This window comes from Eubacterium sp. An11 (assembly GCF_002161065.1).
GTDB lineage: Bacteria > Bacillota > Clostridia > Lachnospirales > Lachnospiraceae > Anaerobutyricum > Anaerobutyricum faecale.
Genome location: NZ_NFLV01000014.1, coordinates 1 through 22,038, shown reverse-complemented (window position 1 = coordinate 22,038; position 22,038 = coordinate 1). Strand labels below are relative to the sequence as shown.

At 47.1% G+C, this 22,038-nt stretch carries 20 protein-coding genes and 1 other annotated feature; of the genes, 19 read left to right on the top strand and 1 reads right to left on the bottom strand.

What is annotated here, in order from left to right:
• Positions 1-119: 119 nt before the first annotated feature.
• Positions 120-491, top strand: coding sequence for a DUF956 family protein (locus B5E53_RS11480; protein ID WP_087315153.1), 372 nt, complete (start codon positions 120-122; stop codon positions 489-491).
• 52 nt (positions 492-543) lie between these two features.
• The gene (gene manA / locus B5E53_RS11475; RefSeq protein WP_087315151.1) at positions 544-1,497 is read left to right on the top strand and encodes a mannose-6-phosphate isomerase, class I; all 954 of its coding nucleotides are present in this window, start codon (positions 544-546) and stop codon (positions 1,495-1,497) included.
• 216 nt (positions 1,498-1,713) lie between these two features.
• Here manA and spoIIID read toward each other — a convergent pair whose 3' ends face one another.
• Positions 1,714-1,968, bottom strand: a complete 255-nt coding sequence (gene spoIIID, locus B5E53_RS11470; protein ID WP_087315148.1) for a sporulation transcriptional regulator SpoIIID — start codon at positions 1,966-1,968, stop codon at positions 1,714-1,716.
• Positions 1,969-2,319: 351 nt separating this feature from the next.
• Positions 2,320-2,605: a binding site (T-box leader), on the top strand.
• Between the two features lie 238 nt (positions 2,606-2,843).
• On the opposite strand from spoIIID, the gene trpE reads away from it, so the two are divergent.
• From trpE to B5E53_RS11380, 17 genes are all read left to right on the top strand, one after another.
• The gene (trpE, locus tag B5E53_RS11465) at positions 2,844-4,409 is read left to right on the top strand and encodes an anthranilate synthase component I (protein ID WP_242963650.1); all 1,566 of its coding nucleotides are present in this window, start codon (positions 2,844-2,846) and stop codon (positions 4,407-4,409) included.
• Positions 4,406-4,984, top strand: coding sequence for an aminodeoxychorismate/anthranilate synthase component II (locus tag B5E53_RS11460; RefSeq protein ID WP_087315146.1), 579 nt, complete (start codon positions 4,406-4,408; stop codon positions 4,982-4,984). The genes trpE and B5E53_RS11460 overlap by 4 nt, the downstream gene beginning before the upstream one ends.
• A 9-nt stretch (positions 4,985-4,993) precedes the next feature.
• Positions 4,994-5,782 carry an indole-3-glycerol phosphate synthase TrpC gene (gene trpC, locus B5E53_RS11455; protein WP_087315144.1) on the top strand — a complete coding sequence of 263 codons (789 nt, stop codon included), beginning with the start codon at positions 4,994-4,996 and terminating at the stop codon, positions 5,780-5,782.
• On the top strand, positions 5,752-6,537 hold the full coding sequence (locus B5E53_RS11450; RefSeq protein WP_087315142.1) for a phosphoribosylanthranilate isomerase: 786 nt from the start codon (positions 5,752-5,754) through the stop codon (positions 6,535-6,537). The genes trpC and B5E53_RS11450 overlap by 31 nt, the downstream gene beginning before the upstream one ends.
• Positions 6,527-7,708, top strand: coding sequence for a tryptophan synthase subunit beta (trpB, locus tag B5E53_RS11445; RefSeq protein WP_087315140.1), 1,182 nt, complete (start codon positions 6,527-6,529; stop codon positions 7,706-7,708). The genes B5E53_RS11450 and trpB overlap by 11 nt, the downstream gene beginning before the upstream one ends.
• 1 nt (position 7,709) lies before the next feature.
• Positions 7,710-8,516 carry a tryptophan synthase subunit alpha gene (gene trpA / locus B5E53_RS11440; protein ID WP_087315138.1) on the top strand — a complete coding sequence of 269 codons (807 nt, stop codon included), beginning with the start codon at positions 7,710-7,712 and terminating at the stop codon, positions 8,514-8,516.
• Between the two features lie 178 nt (positions 8,517-8,694).
• Positions 8,695-9,174, top strand: a complete 480-nt coding sequence (gene ybaK, locus B5E53_RS11435; protein WP_343215644.1) for a Cys-tRNA(Pro) deacylase — start codon at positions 8,695-8,697, stop codon at positions 9,172-9,174.
• Positions 9,175-9,219: 45 nt separating this feature from the next.
• Positions 9,220-9,936: a LytTR family DNA-binding domain-containing protein gene (locus B5E53_RS11430; RefSeq protein WP_087315134.1), complete on the top strand. Its 717-nt coding sequence runs from the start codon at positions 9,220-9,222 to the stop codon at positions 9,934-9,936.
• 108 nt (positions 9,937-10,044) lie between these two features.
• Positions 10,045-11,403, top strand: coding sequence for an InlB B-repeat-containing protein (locus tag B5E53_RS11425; protein ID WP_087315132.1), 1,359 nt, complete (start codon positions 10,045-10,047; stop codon positions 11,401-11,403).
• Between the two features lie 50 nt (positions 11,404-11,453).
• On the top strand, positions 11,454-12,380 hold the full coding sequence (locus tag B5E53_RS11420; protein ID WP_087315130.1) for an EamA family transporter: 927 nt from the start codon (positions 11,454-11,456) through the stop codon (positions 12,378-12,380).
• A 411-nt stretch (positions 12,381-12,791) separates the two neighbouring features.
• Complete coding sequence (locus B5E53_RS11415) at positions 12,792-14,336, top strand: lactate permease LctP family transporter (RefSeq protein ID WP_087315128.1); 1,545 nt, start codon at positions 12,792-12,794, stop codon at positions 14,334-14,336.
• A 74-nt stretch (positions 14,337-14,410) separates the two neighbouring features.
• Positions 14,411-15,823, top strand: a complete 1,413-nt coding sequence (locus B5E53_RS11410) for an FAD-binding oxidoreductase (RefSeq protein ID WP_087281875.1) — start codon at positions 14,411-14,413, stop codon at positions 15,821-15,823.
• 18 nt (positions 15,824-15,841) lie between these two features.
• Positions 15,842-16,645 (top strand): electron transfer flavoprotein subunit beta/FixA family protein, encoded by an 804-nt coding sequence (locus B5E53_RS11405; protein ID WP_087281877.1) that lies wholly within the window; start codon positions 15,842-15,844, stop codon positions 16,643-16,645.
• Between the two features lie 13 nt (positions 16,646-16,658).
• A complete protein-coding gene (locus tag B5E53_RS11400) occupies positions 16,659-17,666 on the top strand; it encodes an electron transfer flavoprotein subunit alpha/FixB family protein (protein WP_087315126.1) in 1,008 nt (335 codons plus the stop codon).
• A 202-nt stretch (positions 17,667-17,868) separates the two neighbouring features.
• The gene (locus tag B5E53_RS11395) at positions 17,869-19,011 is read left to right on the top strand and encodes an acyl-CoA dehydrogenase (RefSeq protein ID WP_087315249.1); all 1,143 of its coding nucleotides are present in this window, start codon (positions 17,869-17,871) and stop codon (positions 19,009-19,011) included.
• A 73-nt stretch (positions 19,012-19,084) separates the two neighbouring features.
• Positions 19,085-20,374, top strand: a complete 1,290-nt coding sequence (gene larA / locus B5E53_RS11390; RefSeq protein WP_087315124.1) for a nickel-dependent lactate racemase — start codon at positions 19,085-19,087, stop codon at positions 20,372-20,374.
• A 215-nt stretch (positions 20,375-20,589) separates the two neighbouring features.
• Positions 20,590-21,354 (top strand): FCD domain-containing protein, encoded by a 765-nt coding sequence (locus tag B5E53_RS11380; RefSeq protein WP_087315120.1) that lies wholly within the window; start codon positions 20,590-20,592, stop codon positions 21,352-21,354.
• Positions 21,355-22,038: the final 684 nt, after the last annotated feature.

Here is a 22,038-nt window from a genome sequence, read left to right as displayed (position 1 = left end):
TCATGGCTGGATTGTTACTAATTAAACAAAGGCAGACAAGATATCCCGGGTATGGTATACTGTACCCGGGATATCTGAACATTTGAAGAAAGTACGGCTCCAATGCAAGGAGGATCGATATGGCACAGTCAATAAACACAAAAGTGGATATGGTTGTAAAGGGAACTTCCTTTCACGGAATGAACAACTATGGCAATATCATGGTCGGAGATAAGGGTTTTGAATATTATAACGGACGTAAGGTCAGCGATTACATCCAGATTCCATGGGAAGAAGTCGATTACGTGATAGCTTCTGTTTTATTTAAAGGAAGATATATTCCGCGGTTTGCCATCCAGACGAAACGGAATGGTACCTTTACATTTTCGTCCAAGAAGCCGAAGGAGCTGCTCCGGGCCATCCATAAATATATTCCGAGGGAGCGCATGGTACATTCCTTAAGCTTTTTTGACGTACTGAAACGGGCATTCACCCGGAAGTTCCGGAAATAGCAGCCGGAAGGAACCAATATAATATAATCTTTATAAATTAGGGAGAACGGATATGGGAATCTTAAAGTTGAAACCGAGCGGAAAGGATTATATCTGGGGCGGACAGCGTCTGGCCAGAGAATATGGCAAAGAGATGAAGGGAGATATTCTTGCGGAAACATGGGAATTATCCTGTCATCCGGACGGACCGTCCTATATTACCAATGGTGCTTATGAGGGAAAGACACTTCGGCAGTATATCGATGCGGAAGGCAGACAGGTTCTGGGAACCAACTGTGATCGTTTTGAAGACTTTCCTATTCTGATCAAGTTCATAGATGCACAGGATAATCTTTCCATTCAGGTGCATCCGGATAACCGTTATGCACAGGAACATGAAGGGCAATATGGCAAAACGGAGATGTGGTACGTAATGGATGCCGGAAAAGACGCATTTTTGTACTATGGATTCAAAGAAGAGATTAGCCGGGAAGAGTTTGCCAGAAGGATTGAGGAGGACACTCTCACAGAGGTACTGCATAAGGAGTATGTACAGAAGGGAGATGTTCTGTTTATTGAGGCAGGCACGATCCATGCCATTGGAAAAGACATCCTGGTCGCAGAGATTCAGCAGAATTCCAACGTTACCTACCGGGTATACGATTACGGAAGAGTAGGCAAAGACGGAAAGAAAAGAGAACTCCATATCGAAAAAGCACTGGACGTGACCAAACGTGTTCCGGCAGTCAGAGACGGGAGTCACTATCCGCATATAGCGGACTGTGATTATTTTACAGTGGACAAGCTGTTTCTGGACGGAACGACGATGGAGAAAATGGAAGGCTGTGTAACCGGACAGTCTTTCGTCAGTATTTTGATCCTTGATGGACAGGGCAAAATATCCAATCAGGGAGAGACGGTTGAATACAAAAAAGGCGACAGCATCTTTCTGCCGGCCGGCAGCGGCTCCTATGCCGTTGAAGGAACCTGCGACGCGCTGATTACAACGGTGCGGGGACAGAAGTAGGGCGGAAGAACCTGACCGTCGATGTCAAAACAAAAATCACCTTGATAGAAAATAACAGGAGCTGCTGCAGAGCATGCTGACTGTACAGAATCTCAGACATTTATGAGGGATACTGGTACAGCAGATTGTTTTGCGGCAGCTCTTTTTGCTATCCCTGAGATGGGCTTCGTTAACAGCTCACAGCCTGTTCCGCCGTCTGACGGCCTGCTGCGACGTTTACCGCTGCATTTGAAGATATTTCTGCCTGGTTGCCATCCCTCCCCGGATATGCCGTTCTGATTTATTTACTTCCAGAATATCACGAACTTCTTCAGCCAGATGATGGTCGATCTGCGGAAGACGTTCTGTGAGATCTTTATGTACGGTGGATTTGGATATGCCGAATTTTTTGGCAGTGGAACGGACCGTGGAACTGTGATCAATGGTATAGTGAGCGATAGACAAAATCCTGTTTTCCATATATTGTTTCATATAAAAGGAACTCCGATGAATTTGATACAGTCTATGCTTGTAAGAGTTGTCCTATGACACGAAAAAAGGCATCGCTTAGATGGCTGAATAAGCGATGCCTTTTTTTGTCAACCAACCGGAAAAAGGAGGAGTACCGGTGGTCAGGTAATTGAAACGTTGAGAAGTAGTTGAAATGTTGTTTTTGATTTCATCTACTGTAGATATAATATATCATTTTCACAAAAAAATCTATACACTAGTTTGACAAAAAATGAATATAATTTTAAGAAATTGTGGACATTGTCGACAAAATGAACCAGTTGACAGCACAAATAATTACTGATATACTAGACGCAGTGAATAAAACAAGGTACAAAGTCTTTGAACAAAAGTAGTACCCTTCAGCAGGAACATGACAGAGAGTCGGGCAGGTGAGAGCCGATATGGGACGAGAAGGGGAATGGATTTGGGAGATGCAAGGTGAAAGTGACAGTAGCTGATGCCGCGTCCTCGCGTTACAGGGGTATGATATCGACTATACAGTCCGTATCAGAATCAGAGTGAATCATATTGCCGTTTGTGGCCGTGGAGAATAATTCCCCGGAAGGAGCGGCAGTATCATTAATTAGGGTGGCACCGCGGATATTTCGTCCCTGACTTATTGAATAAGTCAGGGACTTTTTTTATTCCATGGAAATTCCATTGAAATTTCCATGGAATAAAAAGCCCTCCGGGTGGGATGTGCACTCGCGCGAAGCAGAAAATGTCGCAAAAGCGACCGCGCTCGGCACAGGAGTTCCGTGAACGGAACTCCATATAAAAAAATCCGGACAGCGGCTGAGCAGACGGGAAGATTTATCTGCCCGGATGTTCAGACATTGGCCGGATTCAGGAACATGAGCATGAAGAGCGGAAGCTCGAAATGCGAATGTTTCCGGAGGATGGCGGGAGTGCGAAGCACGGAGCCATCCGGTTTTCCAACAAAAGATTCCACGAAAAATCCAGACAGCATCTCCCCGCAAGGGAAAGGAGCAGCCATGAAACAGATCCTCAAAGTTTACAGCAAAACCGTCAGTGTCATCGAAGAGACAGCGGTGGATATTTACAGAAATTATGTCGGAGACGGCAGGGGCTTTTTGCTGGAAAGCTACGATAAAAATTATGACCGTTATGTTTTTCTTGGAAAGAATCCGGAAGCAGTGATTCGGACAGAAAAAGGTCAGCTTACCGTGCAGAAACGAAGCGGTGAGGTGCTTCGGTTTTCCGGGAATCCGGCTGAAGCGCTGAAAGCCTATGCGGACAGCTTTGAAATCCGCCGGGACGGCAGCCTGCTGCCGTTTTCCGGCGGCCTGGTGGGAGCCCTCGGCTATGATTTTGTGAGATATCAGGAAAATCTTCCGGATGATAATCCCGATGAGATTGGTATTGAAACCATACAGCTTATGCTGGTGACGGAATTCCTTTCCATCGACCATGTGGCGGAGACCATGACGGCGGTTGTGCTGGAAGAGGATAGTGAAGAGGGCGGACAGCGGGCCGCAGGCAGGCTGGCAAAGATGCTGAAAGAAGCCTTTGCGAAAGCGGACGATGGGGAAAAAGCCGGCAGCAAAAGCGGACAGAATCCGGACGGACGGATTGTCAGGCAGTCCGATACTTTGGAAGAATACAGTGCAAAGGTAGAAAAGATTAAAGAATATATCCGGGAGGGACACGTATTTCAGACGGTGCTGTCCCAGCGGTGGACCATTGAGACCGGACAGGAAGGGTTCGAACTTTACCGGAGGCTCCGGGAGATGAATCCTTCTCCGTACATGTATTATTTTAACTTTGGTGATTTTGAGATCATCGGCAGTTCTCCGGAAATGATTGTAAAAGAGAAAGACGGTGTTGTGACCACCTGTCCCATAGCCGGAACGAGGCCGAGGGGAAAAGATGAGGCGGAAGATAAGAAGCTGGAAGACAGCCTGTTTGCGGACCCAAAGGAGAAAGCGGAACACGTGATGCTGGTGGATCTGGCAAGAAATGATATGGGAAGAATCGCGGAGTTTGGAAGCGTGAAAGTCAAGGATTTCATGCATGTACAGAAATATTCCCATGTAATGCATCTGGTTACCTTTGTGGAAGGAAGAAAAAAGCCGGAATACAAAGCTGTGGATTTGCTTCGCTCATTCCTGCCGGCGGGAACCTTAAGCGGTGCGCCGAAAGTCAGGGCCATGGAGATTATCGATGAACTGGAGAGTGTGCGGCGGGGACTGTACGGCGGAGCCATTGGATATATAGATTTTGGTGGAAATATGGATTTCTGTATTACCATCCGGACCATGATCAAAAAGGAAAAAAATGTTTATATTCAGGCGGGAGCCGGCATCGTTGCCGACAGCGATCCGGCACGGGAATATCAGGAGTGCTGCAATAAAGTGCGGGCTCTGGCCAAAATATTAGTGAAGGAGGAAAATCTATGATACTGCTGATCGATAATTATGATTCTTTTACTTACAACCTGTATCAGTATATGGGGATTTTCCACCGGGATATCCAGGTGGTGCGCAACGATAAAATCACCGTGGAAGAGATTCAAAAATTACAACCGGAGAGAATCGTCCTCTCTCCCGGGCCGAAGAGCCCTGCGGACGCCGGTATCTGTATGGATGTTGTACAGGAGTTTTATGATAAAGTTCCGATCCTTGGCATCTGTCTGGGACACCAGAGCATCGGAGCGGCCTTTGGAGCTGAGATCATTCACGCAAAAGAACTGATGCACGGGAAACAATCACGGATCACCCACAGCGGCCGGGGAATCTTTCAGGGAATCCCAAGTCCTGTCCGGGTGGCAAGATATCATTCACTGGCAGTGGACGAGAAAACCCTCTCTCCGGATTTCGAGATCCTGGCCAGAACCGATGACGGGGAGATCATGGCCATGGAACATAAAAAATATCCGGTCATTGGCATTCAGTTCCATCCGGAATCCGTGTTTACAGAACATGGTAAAAAAATGATAGAGAACTTTTTGAACTACGAAAAAAAAGAAAGTTGAGGAAAGAAAATGATACTGGATACCATTGTAGAAGATAAAAAAAGACGGCTGATGGAACATAAGGCAGCTGTCTCAGAGGAGGAAATGCGGCGGATGGCCCTTGCTTCCGGCAGAAAGAGCATTTCCTTTCATGATGCGCTGGCAAAAGAGGGCTTATCCATTATCGGAGAATTAAAAAAGGCGTCTCCGAGCATGGGAAAAATAGCCATGACCATGAAGCTGACGGACCGGATTGACGATTACAACAATTCTGTGGATGCCATTTCCTGTCTGACGGAGGAAGATCATTTCCTGGGAAATGTGGAATATTTCAGACAGATCAGAGATATCACACCGCTTCCCATGATTCGGAAGGATTTTATCATAGATGCCTATCAGATTTATGAGGCGAAAGTCATCGGTGCCGACTGCATCCTGCTGATCGCAGCCATTCTGACGGATGAACAGATGAAAGAATTTTATGAGCTGGCATATTCCCTGGGCATGGATGTGCTGCTGGAAGTCCACGATGAAGAAGAGATGGAGCGGGCGCTGCGCCTGCATCCGCGGATCATCGGAGTGAACAACCGGAATCTCAAAGATTTCACCATTGCCCTGGAAAATACCATGCGGCTCCGGCCGATGGTGCCGGATGATACGATCTTTGTGTCAGAAAGCGGCGTGACCACCGGGGAGCATATCCGTTTTCTGCAGCAGTGCCGCGTGGACGCACTTCTCATTGGCGGTGCCTTTATGCTGTCCGATCACCCGAGAGAACTGGCGGGAGAATGGAAAGTGATTTACAGCAGGGAGATATAAAAATGTGTGGGAAACCGAAAAGAACACTCATAAAAATCTGCGGCCTGACCACAGGAAAAGATGTGGAGTATGCCAATACATTTCTTCCGGACTTTGCAGGTTTCGTTCTGTTTTTTCCAAAAAGCAAACGGAATCTGGAGATTTCGGAGGCGGCAAAGCTTAAAGAGAAACTGGACAGCCGCGTGAAAAGCGTTGCAGTGACAGTCTCACCCACTGTGGAACAGGTCGGGATGATTCAGAAAGCCGGATTTGATTATATTCAGATCCATGGCAGCCTTGACCCGGAAGTCTATGAAGCCGTGCGGCTGCCTGTACTGCGGGCCTTCAATGTCAGCGATATGGATGCCTTCGGGGAGATGAGCCGCCTGGATAAAATTGCCGGATACATTTTCGATTCCAAGAATCCCGGCAGCGGCGAAACCTTTGACTGGTCCCTGATGGACCAGATTCCAAGGGATGGCAGGCTGTTGTTTCTGGCAGGGGGGATCCATGAGGGCAACGTGCGGGAAGCCATTGCCCGGGTCGGCCCCGACGGCATTGACGTGAGTTCCGCAGTGGAATATGAAGAACCGAATTCCGGCGGTGTAAACGGCGGTCAGAGCAGACATCCGGGCAGCGGAACAGACAGCGTTCGGGACAGAGATCCGGATGAAAGCGGACGCTGTGCCGGAGAAGAAAAGAAGATAATAAAAGCCCGGGGCAAAGACCCGGAGAAAATGAAAAAAATAATAAGGATGGTGCATGATGAACAATAAACAATATGGAGAATACGGCGGACAATATGTGGCGGAATCTTTGATGAATACCTTAAAGGAACTGGAAACAGCGTACCGGGAGGCCATCAAAGATCCGGAATTTATCAGAGAATATGAATATTACCTGAAAGACTATGTGGGGCGAGAGACACCTCTTTATCTGGCGGAAAAACTGTCGGAAAAATATGGAACAAAAATCTATTTGAAACGGGAGGATCTGAATCATACCGGCGCCCACAAGATCAACAATGTCATCGGACAGATCCTTCTGGCAAAACGTATGGGAAAGAAAAAAGTCATTGCCGAGACCGGAGCCGGTCAGCACGGCGTGGCCACCGCCACCGGAGCGGCCCTCTTCGGTATGGAATGTACCGTGTATATGGGTGAGGAGGATATGGCAAGACAGGCCCTCAATGTTTTCCGGATGGAAATGCTCGGCGCCCGGGTGGAATGCGTGAAGACGGGAAGCCGTACATTGAAGGATGCCACCAACGAAGCGATCCGTACCTGGGCAAAAAATGCGGAGGATACCTTCTACATCATTGGTTCCGCTGTGGGGCCGCATCCGTACCCGGAGATGGTAAAACAGTTCCAGCGGGTCATCAGTGTGGAAACTAAAAAGCAGATTCTGGAAAAAGAAGGCCGGCTGCCGGACTGCGTCATCGCCTGTGTGGGCGGCGGCTCCAATTCCATTGGAATGTTTGCGGAATTTATTGATGAAAAAGATGTGCAGCTCATCGGCGTGGAAGCCGCCGGCTGCGGTATCGAGACCGGGAAACATGCCAGCGCATTTTCTGTGGGACAGGCGGGCGTTCTTCACGGTATGCGTTCGTACCTGCTGCAGGATGAGGACGGCAACGTACAGATCGCCCACTCCATTTCCGCGGGGCTGGATTATCCGGGCGTGGGACCGGAGCACGCTTATCTGCATGACAGCGGCCGGGCGCAGTACGTGTCTGTCACCGACGATGAGGCCATGGAGGCTCTTCTGGAACTGTGCAAGACCGAAGGAATCATACCCGCCATTGAGAGCGCCCATGCCCTCGCCTACGCATTTAAAAAAGCAAAAGATATGACGCCGGATCAGATCATGGTCGTAAACCTCTCCGGACGAGGAGATAAAGACGTTCACACCATTGCTGATTATTTTAAGGACAGGGGGTATAAATAAGATGGAAAACCGGATTGAAAAACGAATGAGAGAGTTACAGGAAAATGGCCAGAAGGCATTTATCACATATATGACAGCCGGGCTGCCGGACATGGAAGGCACCAAAGCTTTGATCCGCGCCGAGGCGGAAGCGGGCATCGACGTCATTGAGCTGGGGATTCCGTTTTCAGATCCTACGGCTGACGGCCCTGTGATCCAGGATGCGTCTTACCGCTCCATCTGTAAGGGAACCAATGTGCGAAAAGTATTTGACGCTGTGGAAGAAGTGCGCCGGGACTGTCAGGTGCCCATCGTATACATGATGTACTATAATACCGTCCTTCACTATGGCGTGGATGCCTTTGTGGAAAAATGCGCCGCCGTGGGCGTGGATGGTCTCATTATCCCGGATCTTCCAAAGGAAGAGCAGGATGAACTGACGGAGGCCCTTGACCGGGTGGACAATGCGCCGATTCTCATCCAGCTGGTGGCTCCGGTCTCCGCAGACCGTATCCCGATGATTCTCGAAAATGCCCGGGGATTCGTTTACTGCGTCTCCTCCATGGGTGTCACCGGCCAGGCGGCAGATTTCCACAAAAATGTCCGATCTTACCTGGAAAATGTAAAGGCTGTCTCAAAGATTCCTGTCATGATGGGCTTTGGCATCCGCACCGCCGATGATGTGGCAAACTTCATGGATACCATCGACGGCTGTATTGTGGGAACCCACTTTATCGAACTGATGGAAGAGTCCGGCTACGACCTGGAAAAAGCAAAAGACTACGTGCGGACCTTCAAAGAAGGGCTGGCACAGGCGGCAAAGCGGTAAAAAATCTGAGAAATTGACGCCAAAGATGGTTTAATATAGAAGATAACTGTATAAAAAGATACTGTATGACAGCATCCCGCCAAAATGCGGGGTGCTGATTCTTTTCATTGACTATTCATGGGAATCGGGTACAATAACAGGGAAAGATAAAATAAACATACAACAGCAAGGAGCGACAATCATGAAAGAGACAAAGACCAATGTTATGCGTATTCTTGAAAAAGAGAAAATAGATTATGAGGCGAAGTTTTATCCCCATGGCAAGGAGGCCGTGGATGGAGTGACAGTGGCGGAGCTGACCGGTCAGAATCCAGAGCAGGTATTTAAAACGCTGGTGACCGTCAGCAATAAAAAGGAATACTTCGTGTTTGTCATTCCGGTGGCGGAAGAACTGGACCTGAAGAAGGCAGCCAAAGCCGTGGGAGCCAAGTCCGTGGAAATGATCCATGTGAAGGACATCAACAAGGTGACCGGATATATCCGGGGAGGATGCTCCCCTGTGGGCATGAAAAAAGCATACCGGACGACCTATCATGAGACGGCCAAAGAGCAGCCGGTGATCATGGTAAGCGCCGGCAAAATCGGCGCTCAGATTGCCTGTGCGCCGGACGATCTGGTGCGGATTACCGACGGGCAGTATGCGGACGTGTGTAAATAAAGCGACCGGTAGGGCAGGAGCGCGAAAGAGAAAGGAGGAAATGTTGTGAATGTATATCGTCTGGCGATCTGCGAAGATGACGGCGTTGAGAGAGAAGGACTCCGCGAGCTGTGTGATGCTGTTCTTCAGGAAAGGAACATCCCGCACCAATTGACGCTGTTTTCCTCTGCGCGGGAGCTGGAAGATCGGCTGGAAAGTGAAAAAGATATTTTTGATATTCTGATACTGGATATTATGATGGATAGCGGAATAAATGGAATGGAACTGGCGCACGCTCTTCGTGACAGAGGAGACAGGATCAGTATCATATTTATTTCCGGGTATGAGGAGTATCTGCAGGAAGGGTACGATGTACAGCCGGTTCATTTTCTCCTGAAGCCTGTCAGTCCACGGAAATTGGGAGAAGCGCTGTGTATAGACTGGGAACTTCGGCACAAGCCAAAAACACTGGTTCTCCGGAAAAAGAATAAGATGGTCAGTTTTTCTCTGGAGGAGCTATGCTATGTGGAAAGTTCCAACCATCATATTATTGTTCACTGTGATGGGGAGAATAAAGAATTTACCATGTCGCTGACAGAGATGGAACGCATGCTGCCGGCAGAGCAGTTCTGCCGCTGCCATCACAGTTTCCTGGTCAATATGCAATGTGTGAGAGAAATCAACCGGATGTATATCTATCTGCAGAATGGAGAGCGCCTGCCTATCGGACGAAAATATAATAAAGAATTTCAGAAAATGTTTGTCAGATACATGAATTTATAACGTGCGGGCAAAAAAGCCGCTCCGTCGGGCAGGATGAGGCGTAGTAAAGTACTTTGGCCGGCAGGCTGAGACAGAGAAAATCTGTCAGGAAAGAGCAGCGGCGGAAAGATGGCAGAGAAAAAGAGAGGAATCATGGCAGAGAAAAAGAAGGTAAAAAAGAAATATATCGTCGTCTTCCAGGATGAAGACAATACTGTCCTTAAGACAGCCTTTGTTCCGGCAGGTGAGACAGCGCATCCTCCGGATGTTCCGGCAAAAAAAGGAGAGACGGAGCATCAGGAGACGATCTTTGCCCGTTGGGATACCGACTATTCCAGAGTGGAGAGTAATCTGGTGGTAAAAGCCGTCTATGAGGAAGTTCCCAAAAAATATCTGGTCATGTATTTCCATGAAAATGACCGGCTGCTGGGAATGGAGAGTGTGCCCTACGGCAGTCCGGCGAAGGCGGAGATTCATCCTGAAAAAGAAGAGGATGAGGAATATGAATATATATTTGATCGATGGAGCCGGCCGCTGGATTGTGTAAAGGAAGATATCAATGTCCGGGCGGTTTTTAAGAAAAAAAGAAAGGTATTTCAGGTCCGTTTTTTTCATGAGGACGGTTCACTTCTGAAAGAAGAGCAGGTGGAATACGGAAAAAAGGCGGAACCGCCGGATGAACCGAAGAAAGAAAGGGATGCCGTATATCATTATCTCTTTCAGGGGTGGAGTCAGCCGTCAGCACAGGTGATGGAAAATATGGACATATATGCGGTGTTTTCCTCCATATATAATGAATATACCATTACATTTTATGATGAGGAGAAAACGATTGCAAAGACGATCTGTCATTATGGTGATCCTGTTGCTTTCCCGGACATTTCCCGGAAGGGGTACGACCTTGGCTGGTCAAAAACGCCGGAAAAAGTGGAAGGAAGCTGTGATATTTATGCGCGATGGACATTTTCCAATCCTGTGGGAAGAGAAGCCGGCAGCGGCAGAGGCACTTACCGGATTGTCAATCCGTCAGTAAAAAATGGAACGGTGGTCCTGACAAAGTACATTGATACAAAATCTGTGCGGATTACATTGCCGGACAGAGTGAAGCTGGGAGATTATTATTATACTGTCGAGGGAATCGGTCCCCATGCTCTGGCGGAATGTATCCATATGGAGAAGTTATGTCTGCCGGATTCTGTGCGATATGTGGAAGAACGGGGACTGGCCGGCTGTCGTCGGATGAGGAGTCTTTGGTGTGGAAAAAATCTCCGGAACATCGGGGCGAAGGCTTTTGCCGGGGACATTCTCCTGAAAGAGATTTTCCTGCCGGGAAATCAATGGAAGAAATGTCATAAAAAAGCTTTTGAGGGCAGCGGAATACGGGTGTTATTGCACGTTCTTCCGGGCAGCCGCAGACAGGTGGAGCGGGTGCTGGAAGCTGTCCACGGGCGTGAGAAAATACAGATCATACAACAAAGTCTGTCATAAAAAATATAAATCAGTAAGCACATGGTGAATACAGAAAGAAGGAAAGAAGTATGTGGTTATTGTTTGCTTTTGGCTCCGCGGGATTTGCAGGACTTACGGCGATTCTTGCCAAATGCGGAATTAAAAATACCGATTCCAATGTGGCGACAGCGGTCAGGACAGTGGTAGTACTGCTGTTTTCCTGGCTGATGGTTTTTATTGTGGGAAGTCAGTCAGAAATCCCGGAGATTTCTGCCAGAACATTAATATTTCTGGTACTGTCGGGAATTGCCACGGGAGCCTCCTGGCTGTGCTATTTTCATGCGCTGCAGATCGGAGACATTAATAAGGTGACTCCGGTGGACAAATGCAGCGTAGTTTTGACAATGCTTTTGGCGTTTATTTTTCTGGGTGAAGGAATTTCTGTCCTGAAAATAGTCTGTATGGTGCTCATAGGCGTGGGGACTCTTCTGATGATTGAAAAGAAAGTCTCTCATGCTCAGCCGGAAAAACAGACGGAACCGGAGACAGAAAAGAATGGGGATAACCAATCGTCCCCGGGACAGAAACGGTCAGGAAGTTATACCTGGCTTCTTTACGCCTTTGGCAGCGCTTTTTTTGCCAGTCTGACTTCTATTCTGGGAAAGGTCGGCATTGAAGGGGTGGAGTCAAATCTTGGCACTGCAATCCGGACTATTGTGGTTTTGATCATGGCATGGCTGGTGGTGGCCGTCACAGGCCAATTATCAGAGGTCAGAAAAATAGACCGGAAAAGCTGGATTTTTCTTATCTTATCCGGTTTTGCCACCGGGGGTTCCTGGCTGTGCTACTACCGAGCCCTTCAGACCGGTCCGGCCAGTGTCGTGGTGCCGGTAGATAAACTGAGTATTGTAGTTACTGTCATATTTTCTTATGTTGTCTTTCGGGAAAAACTGAGCCGAAAGGGATTAGAGGGGCTTATTATGATTGTCGGAGGAACGTTGCTGCTGACAATCTGAAAATGAGCCTGTTTCTTTAAATGCATATCTGTTTTTTGTGAAATTGCGGGGACAGCGGTCTGTATCCCCGCAATTTTTGTCTGAAAAAATATCCCATAAATGGAACAGCCGAGTGAAAAAAATAACAAAAAAATATAGTCAAAATCAGCAAATGGATGAAATGACAAAAAAATCCGACTAAAAATTATATGTTTCGCAATACAGGGTAAATAATTGCTGTTTGTCGGGAAGAACAAGATAAAAAATACACTCAAAGATTATATTGGACAACCCAATATATGAATTAATACTAAAAAATATGCCCAAAAATCTGTAAAAACGACGAAAAAAATAAAGGGTATTGCATAAAAATCCGTAGATGATATAATTAAATCATAAATATTGGGTGACCCATTAAGGGAGGGAATTAAATTGTTATTTTTGAGATTTGTTCTTGCGATTTTGCCGATTTTATGGCTGGTCATCGCTTTGAGTGTACTAAAAATTGCAGGACATAAAGCGTGTGTGGCTGCTCTGTTACTTACGGCGGTGCTCGCAGTATTTTATTGGAAACTGAGTGTGGTCAATACACTTACAGCGGGACTGGAAGGTGTTTTGAACGCACTGTGGCCAATCTGTCTTGTCATTGTAGCAGCTTTATTCACCTATAATCTGACGCTGGAAACCGGAGCTATGGAAGCTATCAAAAAAATGCTGGCGGGGGTTTCTGTGGATGAGCGGGTTCTTTTACTTATTATCGGATGGGGCTTTGGCAATTTCATGGAAGGAATGGCTGGTTTTGGAACGGCGGTTGCCATACCGGCTTCCATGCTGGTGGGAATTGGGCTTGATCCGATGCGCGCGGTACTGGCGTGTCTGGTGGTGAACTCAACGCCGACGGCGTTTGGTTCTGTGGGAGTCCCAACAGTGACTCTCGCTTCAATAACGGGACTTGATGTTCTTCCATTATCAGGAAATGTAGCTCTCATTCAATGCATACTCACATTTTTATCCCCGTTTTTCATGGTGTTTATCATGGGAAAAGGATTCAAAGCATTAAAGGGAGTACTGCCGATGGTGTTTATCGCAGCGCTGTCCTTCACGGTACCGTGGTTTATTGCAGCTCAGGTTATCGGATGCGAACTGCCAAATATTATAGGTTCCATCATTTCGTTGATCTGTATGATTGTGGCGGCGAGATTTTTGAACAAAAACCCAGAGGAAGAATACGCGATACCGTTAGCGGAAGATGACAAAGTCGTCGGACTTAGTATATCGGAAGGAGTCAAGGCGTGGAGCCCTTTCATTCTCATTTTCTTCCTGCTGATCTTTACCTCGACTTTATGTCCGCCGATTCACAATCTGATCGCCGGCATTGCCACTTCGGTGATTGTCTATGCGGGGGAAGGAGGAGGTACTCTGACCTTCAGCTGGATTAATACGCCGGGAATCATGATTTTTATTGCGGCGATAATCGGAGGTTTCATACAAAAGGCGTCGGCGGGAACTATGCTGCGGGTGCTGGGTGAAACCTTAAAGAAATACTGGAAAACCATTCTTACTATCTGCAGTGTCATGGCTACGGCCAAAATTATGGGGTACAGCGGCATGATTTCGGATATTGCCAGTATGCTGGTGGTTGCCACAGGCCCGTTCTATCCGCTGATTTCCCCTCTGATCGGAGCTCTTGGGGCCTTTGTCACCGGCTCGGGGACGTCCACCTGCGTATTGTTTGGCGGGCTGCAGAGCCAGACGGCGATTTCTCTGGGATTGAATCCTTCCTGGATGGCAGCGGCAAACGTTATGGGAGCCGGCATCGGAAAGATGATCTGTCCGCAGGGAATTGCCATCGGAGCCGGAGCCATAAATGCGGTGGGTTCGGAAAGTCAGATTTTGCGGTCGGTATTTAAATATTTTGTTATCTATGTTGTGCTGGCAGGAATCATTTGCTACGCGGGTTCGCTGATGGGATTGTGACCGCGCAGCAGTCAATGAATAAAAACATTACGGAGACCATAGTCTCCGGCAATAAAATACAGGGAGGTAGAAAGATGTATAATCAACTGACACCGGAAATTATCGAACAGATTAAAGGCGTTTGCCAGAATGTTTTTCTTGGTGAAGACATTAATCCGGATTACGCCAAGGATGAGATGCCGATTTACGGTACACATATGCCGGATATGGCAGTGCAGCCACGTTCCACAGAGGAAGTAGCGGCTGTCATGAAAATCTGCTATGACAATAATATTCCTGTAACGCCGAGAGGAGCCGGTACAGGTCTCGCCGGCGGCGCGGTTCCTCTGTACGGAGGAGTTCTCATTGACATTTCCAAAATGAATAAAATCATTTCTTATGATATGGAAAATTTCGTGGTTGAGATCGAAGCGGGCGTCCTGTTAAATGATCTGGCGGAAGACTGTCAGTCCAGAGGAATGTTATACCCGCCGGATCCGGGCGAAAAATTTGCCTGCGTAGGCGGTAACGTGGCAACCAACGCCGGCGGTATGCGCGCGGTCAAATATGGAGCTACAAGAGATTATGTCCGTGCCATGACCGTAGTTCTTCCTACCGGTGAGATCACTCATCTCGGTGCTACGGTATCCAAAACATCTTCCGGATATTCTCTGCTGAATCTGATGATCGGTTCTGAAGGAACGCTTGGTATCATCACTGAACTTACGCTGAAAATTATCCCGGCGCCTAAGGTGGTGGCTTCCCTTATTATTCCATTTGAGGACCTTGATACGGCTCTTTCCACCGTGCCGAAGTTTAAGATGGCGCACATGGATCCGCAGGCGATTGAGTTCATGGAAAGAGAAATTGTTTTGTCCTCTGAACGTTACATTGGGAAATCTGTATTTCCTCAGGAGCTGGAGGGAACACAGATTGGGGCATATCTTCTTGTAACGCTGGACGGCAAGAGTGAAGATGAGGTGGATGCGCTGATTGAAGAAGCGGCGGAGCTGGTTCTGGAAGCGGGAGCCATGGATGTACTTGTTGCAGATACTCCTGGAAAGATCAAAGACGCATGGGCGGCACGATCCTCTTTCCTGGAAGCTATCATGGAAGAGACAAAACTTCTGGATGAATGTGATGTTGTGGTTCCTGTCAATAAGATTGCGGAATATCTTGCATTTGTGAATAAAACAGGAGAAGAATGCGGACTGGAGATTAAATCTTTCGGACATGCCGGCGACGGTAATCTGCACATTTATCAGTGCTCCAATGATCTGGAAGAAGAAGAGTTCAAAAAGAGAGTGGATAAATTCTTTGACATTATTTATAAAGAAGCAACCAATTGCGGCGGCCTGGTATCCGGAGAGCACGGTATTGGTTCCGGCAAGGTGAAATATCTGGTGGAATCTGTAGGCGAGACCAATATGGCGCTCATGGAAGGTATCAAACGTGTCTTTGACCCGAAGATGATTCTTAATCCGGGCAAGGTGTGCTATCGTCTGTAAGAAATAGGAGGAAATAGAATGAATATTTGTGTTTGTATCAAACAAGTACCTGATACCAATGAAATCAAGGTAGATCCGGTTACACATACTTTGGTTCGTAAAGGAGTTCCGAGCGTGGTCAATTCTTTTGACACCTACGCACAGGAAGTGGGCGTGCGTCTGAAAGAGAAACTGGGCGGAAAAGTTGTTGTTATTTCTATGGGACCGGAACAGGCAAAAGAAGCTATCAAGAGCTGTCTGGCTGTGGGAGCTGACGCCGGATATCTGATTTCCAGCAGAAAATTCGGTGGTTCCGACACACTGGCAACAAGTTACATTTTATCGGAAGCCATCAAAGTGGTGGAAGAGAAGGAAGGACTGAAATTTGATCTGATCCTCTGCGGTAAGCAGGCTGTAGATGGAGATACTGCCCAGGTGGGACCGGAGATTGCAGAGCATCTGGATCTTCCGCAGATCACTTACGCCCTCGATATTGTGGAAGAAGATGGCGAGATTCAGGTGAAACGAGAATATGACGAAGGTTACGACATGATTTCCACTAAGCTTCCGGCGGTTGTGACGGTTGTGAAACTGCCGTACGAGCCTAGATATCCGACGATCAAAAGTAAGATGGCGGCAAAGAAAAAGGAGATACCGGTGCTGACAGAAGACGATATCCCGGCCATCGACCTTTCCCGCTGCGGATTAAACGGTTCTCCTACGAAAGTGAAAAAGACCTATACGCCTGTAAAGGAGAAAAACGGCGTGAAGCTGCAGGATCTGGAAGCGGCAGATGCGGCAGAGCAGGTTGTGAAACTGATTTACGATGCAAAGATTTTGTAAGGAGGACTGAAAAATGAGTAATCTCACGGATTATAAGAATATATGGGTTTTTATTGAGACAGAATGTGGCAAACCGAAAAATGTCGGTTACGAACTGTTAAATGTAGCAAAACCGCTGGCGGAGACAAAAGGCTGTGAACTTGTCGCCGTTGTCATCGGTAATAATATAGAAAATGTGGCAAAAGACGCCATTTGCTATGGCGCGGATTCTGCGATCATCGTGGACAGGGAAGAATATGAAATGTATACCACGGACGCTTTTGCAAAAGCGCTTACGGCCCTGGTGGAAAAATACAAACCGGAAACGCTGATGATCGGAGCCACCAACAATGGCCGTGATCTGGGACCGAGAGTTTCCTGTCGTTTAAAAACCGGCCTGACTGCAGATTGTACAGGTATTGACATTGATGAGGAAACCGGCAATGTGGCATGGACTCGTCCGACTTTCGGCGGTAACCTCATGGCAACGATCATGTGTCCGGACAATCGCCCGCAAATGGGTACCGTTCGTCCGGGTGTGTTTAAGAAGGGCGCGTACGATGAGAATAGAACTGGTGAGATCGTAAAAGAAGATATTGCGGTTGCTCCGGAAGAAATCCGTACTTCTCTGGCAAAAAGAGTGAAGGAAGTGGCAGAATCCATCAATCTGGAAGAAGCGGAAATCATCGTTTCCGGCGGCCGTGGCGTAGGTTCCGCAGAGAACTTTGCCATCTTAAAAGATCTGGCGGATGTTCTCGGGGCAACCGTGGGATGCAGCCGTGCCGTTGTGGATGCCGGTTGGATGCCTCATGCACATCAGGTGGGACAGTCCGGTAAGAACGTTGCGCCAAAGCTCTATTTTGCCATCGGCATTTCCGGAGCGATTCAGCATGTAGCCGGTATTTCCGGAGCCGATACCATCGTGGCAGTCAATAAAGATCCGGATGCTCCGATTTTTGATGTGGCAGATTATGGTATCGTGGGCAATTTGAATGAAGTTGTTCCGGCTTTGACCGAAGCATTTAAAAAGCAGAAAGCTTGATGAACAGGTAACTTCCCGCTTTTAAAGTGGGTGGACATAAATCTGGCGGATAATTTCTGGTACGATAAAAAATAATTACAAGTCAGATGCAAAAAAGATATGGGTATAATTCAAAAAAATTGAACCAGGAGGAATAAGTTTGGAAGGAAACTTCCAAATCTGCCTGGATCGACGCAGCGAGTGCGTCAGGAAAGGAGAAAGAATGAATTTCAGACAAGATGAAGAACATCAGGATATATTGGAAATGGTACATGAATTTGCGGTGAATGAAGTAAAGCCTCTGGCGGCGGAGATTGACCGCACGGAAGAATTTCCGATGAAAAATGTAAAAATGATGGCGGAAATGGGTCTTATGGGAATTCCTTTCCCGGAAGAGTACGGCGGTTCCGGCATGGATACGCTGGCCTATATCCAGACTGTGGAAGAAATCAGCAAATACTGTGCGTCCACCGGTGTTATTTTATCCGCGCATACGTCCTTATGCTGTACACCGATTTATCAGTTTGGAACCGAAGAACAGAAACAGAAATATCTGCCGAAACTGTGTACCGGTGAGTGGATCGGTGCATTTGCCCTGACAGAACCCAATGCGGGAACAGATGCTTCCGGACAGCAGACAGTGGCTGTAGATGCCGGAGATCACTGGGTATTAAACGGTTCGAAGATCTTTATTACAAATGCCGGGGTGGCCGATGTATTTATCGTGCTCGCCATGACAGACAAGTCACAGGGAACAAAAGGGATCTCCGCTTTTATCGTGGAAAAAGGATTCTCTGGATTTTCTGTAGGAAAACAGGAGGATAAAATGGGAATCCGCGCTTCCTCCACCTGTGAACTGATATTTGAGGATTGTATTGTTCCGAAGGAAAATCTTCTCGGTGAGCTTGGAAAAGGCTTTAAATACGCCATGATGACACTGGACGGAGGACGTGTGGGTATTGCGGCACAGGCGTTGGGTATTGCAGAGGGTGCTCTGGAGGAGACCACAAAATATATCACGGAAAGGAAGCAGTTTGGACGCCGGATTTCCCAGTTCCAAAATACACAGTTTGAGATGGCCCAAATGCGTGCCAATACTGAGGCGGCAAAACTTCTGGTTTATCAGGCTGCCTGTGCAAAAGACGACCATGAACCATTTTCTCATAAAGCTGCCATGGCAAAACTGGTGGCTGCCAGAAACGCCATGGATGTGACCACCCGCTGTCTGCAGCTTTACGGTGGTTATGGATACACCAAGGATTATCCGATTGAGAGAATGATGCGTGACGCCAAGATTACAGAGATCTATGAGGGAACCTCGGAAGTACAGATGATGGTTATTTCCGGATGGATGGGCGTAAAATAAAGCGAACATTTTCCGGGAAAAATAGTTTCGGAAATTGTGATGCCGCTTTTTGGGCGGCGGAATGGAGAGTTATATGCAGATAAAATTACCGTATTCCACAACGGGAATGCTGCTGCAGCTGGATGACGGCATGGATGTGGAAGTGCTGACTTCTTCTATAGAAGACATGCCGAAAAGTGATAAGACAGAGGATGAGATCGTGCTCGAAGCCATGGAGAACCCCATCGGTTCTCCGAAACTCTCCGAGCTTTCCAGAGGAAAACAAAAGATTGTTATCATCTGTTCTGATCACACGAGACCGGTGCCGAGCAAACACATTATCCCGTTTATGTTAAAAGAAATCCGGGAGGGGAATCCCGACGCGCAGATTACTCTTCTGATTGCCACCGGATTCCACAGAGCGACGACGAAAGAGGAGCTCATTGGCAAGTTTGGAGAGGAGATTGTGGCCAATGAAATCATTGTCATTCATGACAGCCAGGACATGGGATCCATGGTCAATATAGGTACTCTGCCGTCAGGTGCACCTCTTCTTATTAATAAGGTGGCTGCGGAGGCTGACCTTCTGGTCAGTGAAGGATTCATAGAGACACATTTCTTTGCGGGCTTTTCCGGTGGACGAAAAAGTGTGCTGCCGGGAGTGTCCAGCAAAGTGACGGTGCTGGGAAATCACTGCTCCGCCTTTATTGATTCTCCGTACAGCCGGACGGGGATTCTCGAAAATAATCCGATACATAAAGATATGGTCGCAGCAAGCCGGATGGCGAATCAGAGATATATAGTTAATGTCGTTATTGACGCTGATAAAAAAGTGGTACACGCCGTGGCGGGGGATGCCATCGAAGCCCACGAAGCAGGCTGCCGTTTCCTGGAAAGATACTGCCAGGTGAGGCCGAAGCGGGCCGCGGATATTGCCATCGCCACCAACGGAGGTTATCCGCTGGATCAGAATATGTACCAGTCTGTCAAAGGAATGACGGCGGCGGAAGCGGCGGCAAAAGATGATGGAATTATCATCATGGTATCAAACTGTGGCGACGGACACGGGGGAGAAGGATTTTATGAGGCTCTGAAAAACTGTTCCGGACCGGCAGACTTAATGGAAGAAATTCTTAAGGTGCCGCAGGATAAGACAAAACCGGATCAATGGGAATACCAGATTCAGTGCCGGATCCTCATGCGGCACAAAGTAATCTATGTGATGTGCGAGCAGTACAGGACGATGGCGCAGGAAATGGGATTCCAGGTGGCGGCGGATGTAAATGAAGCGCTGGAAATGGCGCTTCAGGAAAAAGGGCGGAACGCTCATATCGCTGTCATACCGGACGGCGTCTCCGTCATGGTAAAAAAACCGGAGAAATAAATATGTTTGCTTAATGTGGGATTCATTTTCACATTTTAAGGACGGGTCTGCAGATGAGCAGCAGGCCTGTCCTTTTTTTGTCAGAACGCCAGACTGTAAACTGCGCGCTGTAAACAGTGTCTTTTCCTTTTTTTGCTTGAAAAATCCGGGGGAATCTTTTAAAATGGAAGGACTTGTGAAAAAGTATCGTGAAGAGGGAAAAGCAGGAGGAAAACATGGATAACTTAGAAGAATATAAAAGTTATAAAAGCTATAGAAAGGAACACAAGAAGACATATCAGTATGTTTTTGATTATTTCTCGGAACAGATTTTATCTGGCGAACTAAAAGTGAACGATAAGATTCTTCCGGAAAGAGAAATTGCGGAGCAGCTGGATGTAAGCAGAAATTCTATCCGTGAAGTTATGCACATGCTGGAAATCAACGGTCTTTTGGAATGCAGGCAGGGCAGCGGCAACTATGTCCGGTGTGAACCGCAGGAATATATGGCTACTTTTATAAATATGGTTATGTCTCTGCAGAATATCAATTATACAGAAGTATATTATATCAGAATGGGGTATGAGACAGTCGCGCTGAAACTGGCTATGAAGAATGCCAGCCCTGAAGAGATAGAAGGGATGCATCAGGTTCTGCTGAAAATGGATAAAATCGTTGATCCTGAAGAAAGCGCTAAGTTAGATATCGAATTTCACAACCGTCTGATCGCGGCCTCTCATAACCGGCTTATTATTCTTTATTCTTCCATGCTCCGGAATTTTATGAATCGGTTTATTGTAGATTTTCGTGTGAAGATCATGGAAGAGAGACAGAGGGCTGAGGCTCTGCAGCGTTCCCACTGGAATATCTATGATGCCCTTGTAGACAAAGACTTTGTGGCTGGCAGTTCTGCCATGCAGAAACATTTTGATATAATCGGGGATCAGCTGGAGATTATGGAAGAGGAATTTCGAAAAAAAGGATCCGGGAAAAAAGAATAATAGAAAGAAACAGGATAAAAAAGCCGGAAGTGATATCTGCAAAAATTAATGTCAAAAAAATAGAAAAAATGCTTGACGGTATATGGAAGCTGTGGTATTATACTATCCGTTGCACACGAAGAAAACAATTTCGAAAGAAAAATGAAAGAATTTCTTAAAAAATAATTTAAAAAAGTTCTTGACAATCTTCGAAAGTGTGATATAATACAAAAGCTGTTGACGCAAAGCTTTAACAGTTTCGGTTGAAAGAAAGAATTTTTTGCTTGAAAGTCTTGATTGAACAAAAAAGAAAAAAGTTCTTGACAAACAAAAGAAGCTATGATATAATACAAAAGCTTTTGCGGTTCAAAAGCAAAAGGCTGAACGGAGTTCGGCAAAGTAAGTTGATAACTGAATAACAAAACAACCTCGAACGTTCAATTCAATTGAGATTTCGGGTCCGGAAGCGAGTGATGTCGGCGAGAAGGATCCATGGAAGAGAACGAAGTTCGAACCTAAACAACAGTAAAGAGCAGTAAGAGGACCAGTGGTCCTTGAGACTGGATACAGACATTATACCTGTTCGGCGCATCTCGATTGCGGATGCAAAGCATCCTTCATCTCGATGAGGCTGAGCGCCATATGGCATCTGCCAAAAAGGTCTGCCTGCAAGCAAGCTTGCGCAGAACATTTTTGGACATCTGC

Bases quoted from the DNA above. Each gene is read 5' to 3' on its own strand.
- B5E53_RS11480 (WP_087315153.1), top strand. From the start codon at position 120: ATGGCACAGTCAATAAACACAAAAGTGGATATGGTTGTAAAGGGAACT.
- manA (WP_087315151.1), top strand. From the start codon at position 544: ATGGGAATCTTAAAGTTGAAACCGAGCGGAAAGGATTATATCTGGGGC.
- spoIIID (WP_087315148.1), bottom strand. From the start codon at position 1,968: ATGAAACAATATATGGAAAACAGGATTTTGTCTATCGCTCACTATACC.
- trpE (WP_242963650.1), top strand. From the start codon at position 2,844: ATGAGCATGAAGAGCGGAAGCTCGAAATGCGAATGTTTCCGGAGGATG.
- B5E53_RS11460 (WP_087315146.1), top strand. From the start codon at position 4,406: ATGATACTGCTGATCGATAATTATGATTCTTTTACTTACAACCTGTAT.
- trpC (WP_087315144.1), top strand. From the start codon at position 4,994: ATGATACTGGATACCATTGTAGAAGATAAAAAAAGACGGCTGATGGAA.
- B5E53_RS11450 (WP_087315142.1), top strand. From the start codon at position 5,752: ATGGAAAGTGATTTACAGCAGGGAGATATAAAAATGTGTGGGAAACCG.
- trpB (WP_087315140.1), top strand. From the start codon at position 6,527: ATGAACAATAAACAATATGGAGAATACGGCGGACAATATGTGGCGGAA.
- trpA (WP_087315138.1), top strand. From the start codon at position 7,710: ATGGAAAACCGGATTGAAAAACGAATGAGAGAGTTACAGGAAAATGGC.
- B5E53_RS11425 (WP_087315132.1), top strand. From the start codon at position 10,045: ATGGCAGAGAAAAAGAGAGGAATCATGGCAGAGAAAAAGAAGGTAAAA.
- B5E53_RS11420 (WP_087315130.1), top strand. From the start codon at position 11,454: ATGTGGTTATTGTTTGCTTTTGGCTCCGCGGGATTTGCAGGACTTACG.
- B5E53_RS11410 (WP_087281875.1), top strand. From the start codon at position 14,411: ATGTATAATCAACTGACACCGGAAATTATCGAACAGATTAAAGGCGTT.
- B5E53_RS11405 (WP_087281877.1), top strand. From the start codon at position 15,842: ATGAATATTTGTGTTTGTATCAAACAAGTACCTGATACCAATGAAATC.
- B5E53_RS11400 (WP_087315126.1), top strand. From the start codon at position 16,659: ATGAGTAATCTCACGGATTATAAGAATATATGGGTTTTTATTGAGACA.
- B5E53_RS11395 (WP_087315249.1), top strand. From the start codon at position 17,869: ATGAATTTCAGACAAGATGAAGAACATCAGGATATATTGGAAATGGTA.
- larA (WP_087315124.1), top strand. From the start codon at position 19,085: ATGCAGATAAAATTACCGTATTCCACAACGGGAATGCTGCTGCAGCTG.
- B5E53_RS11380 (WP_087315120.1), top strand. From the start codon at position 20,590: ATGGATAACTTAGAAGAATATAAAAGTTATAAAAGCTATAGAAAGGAA.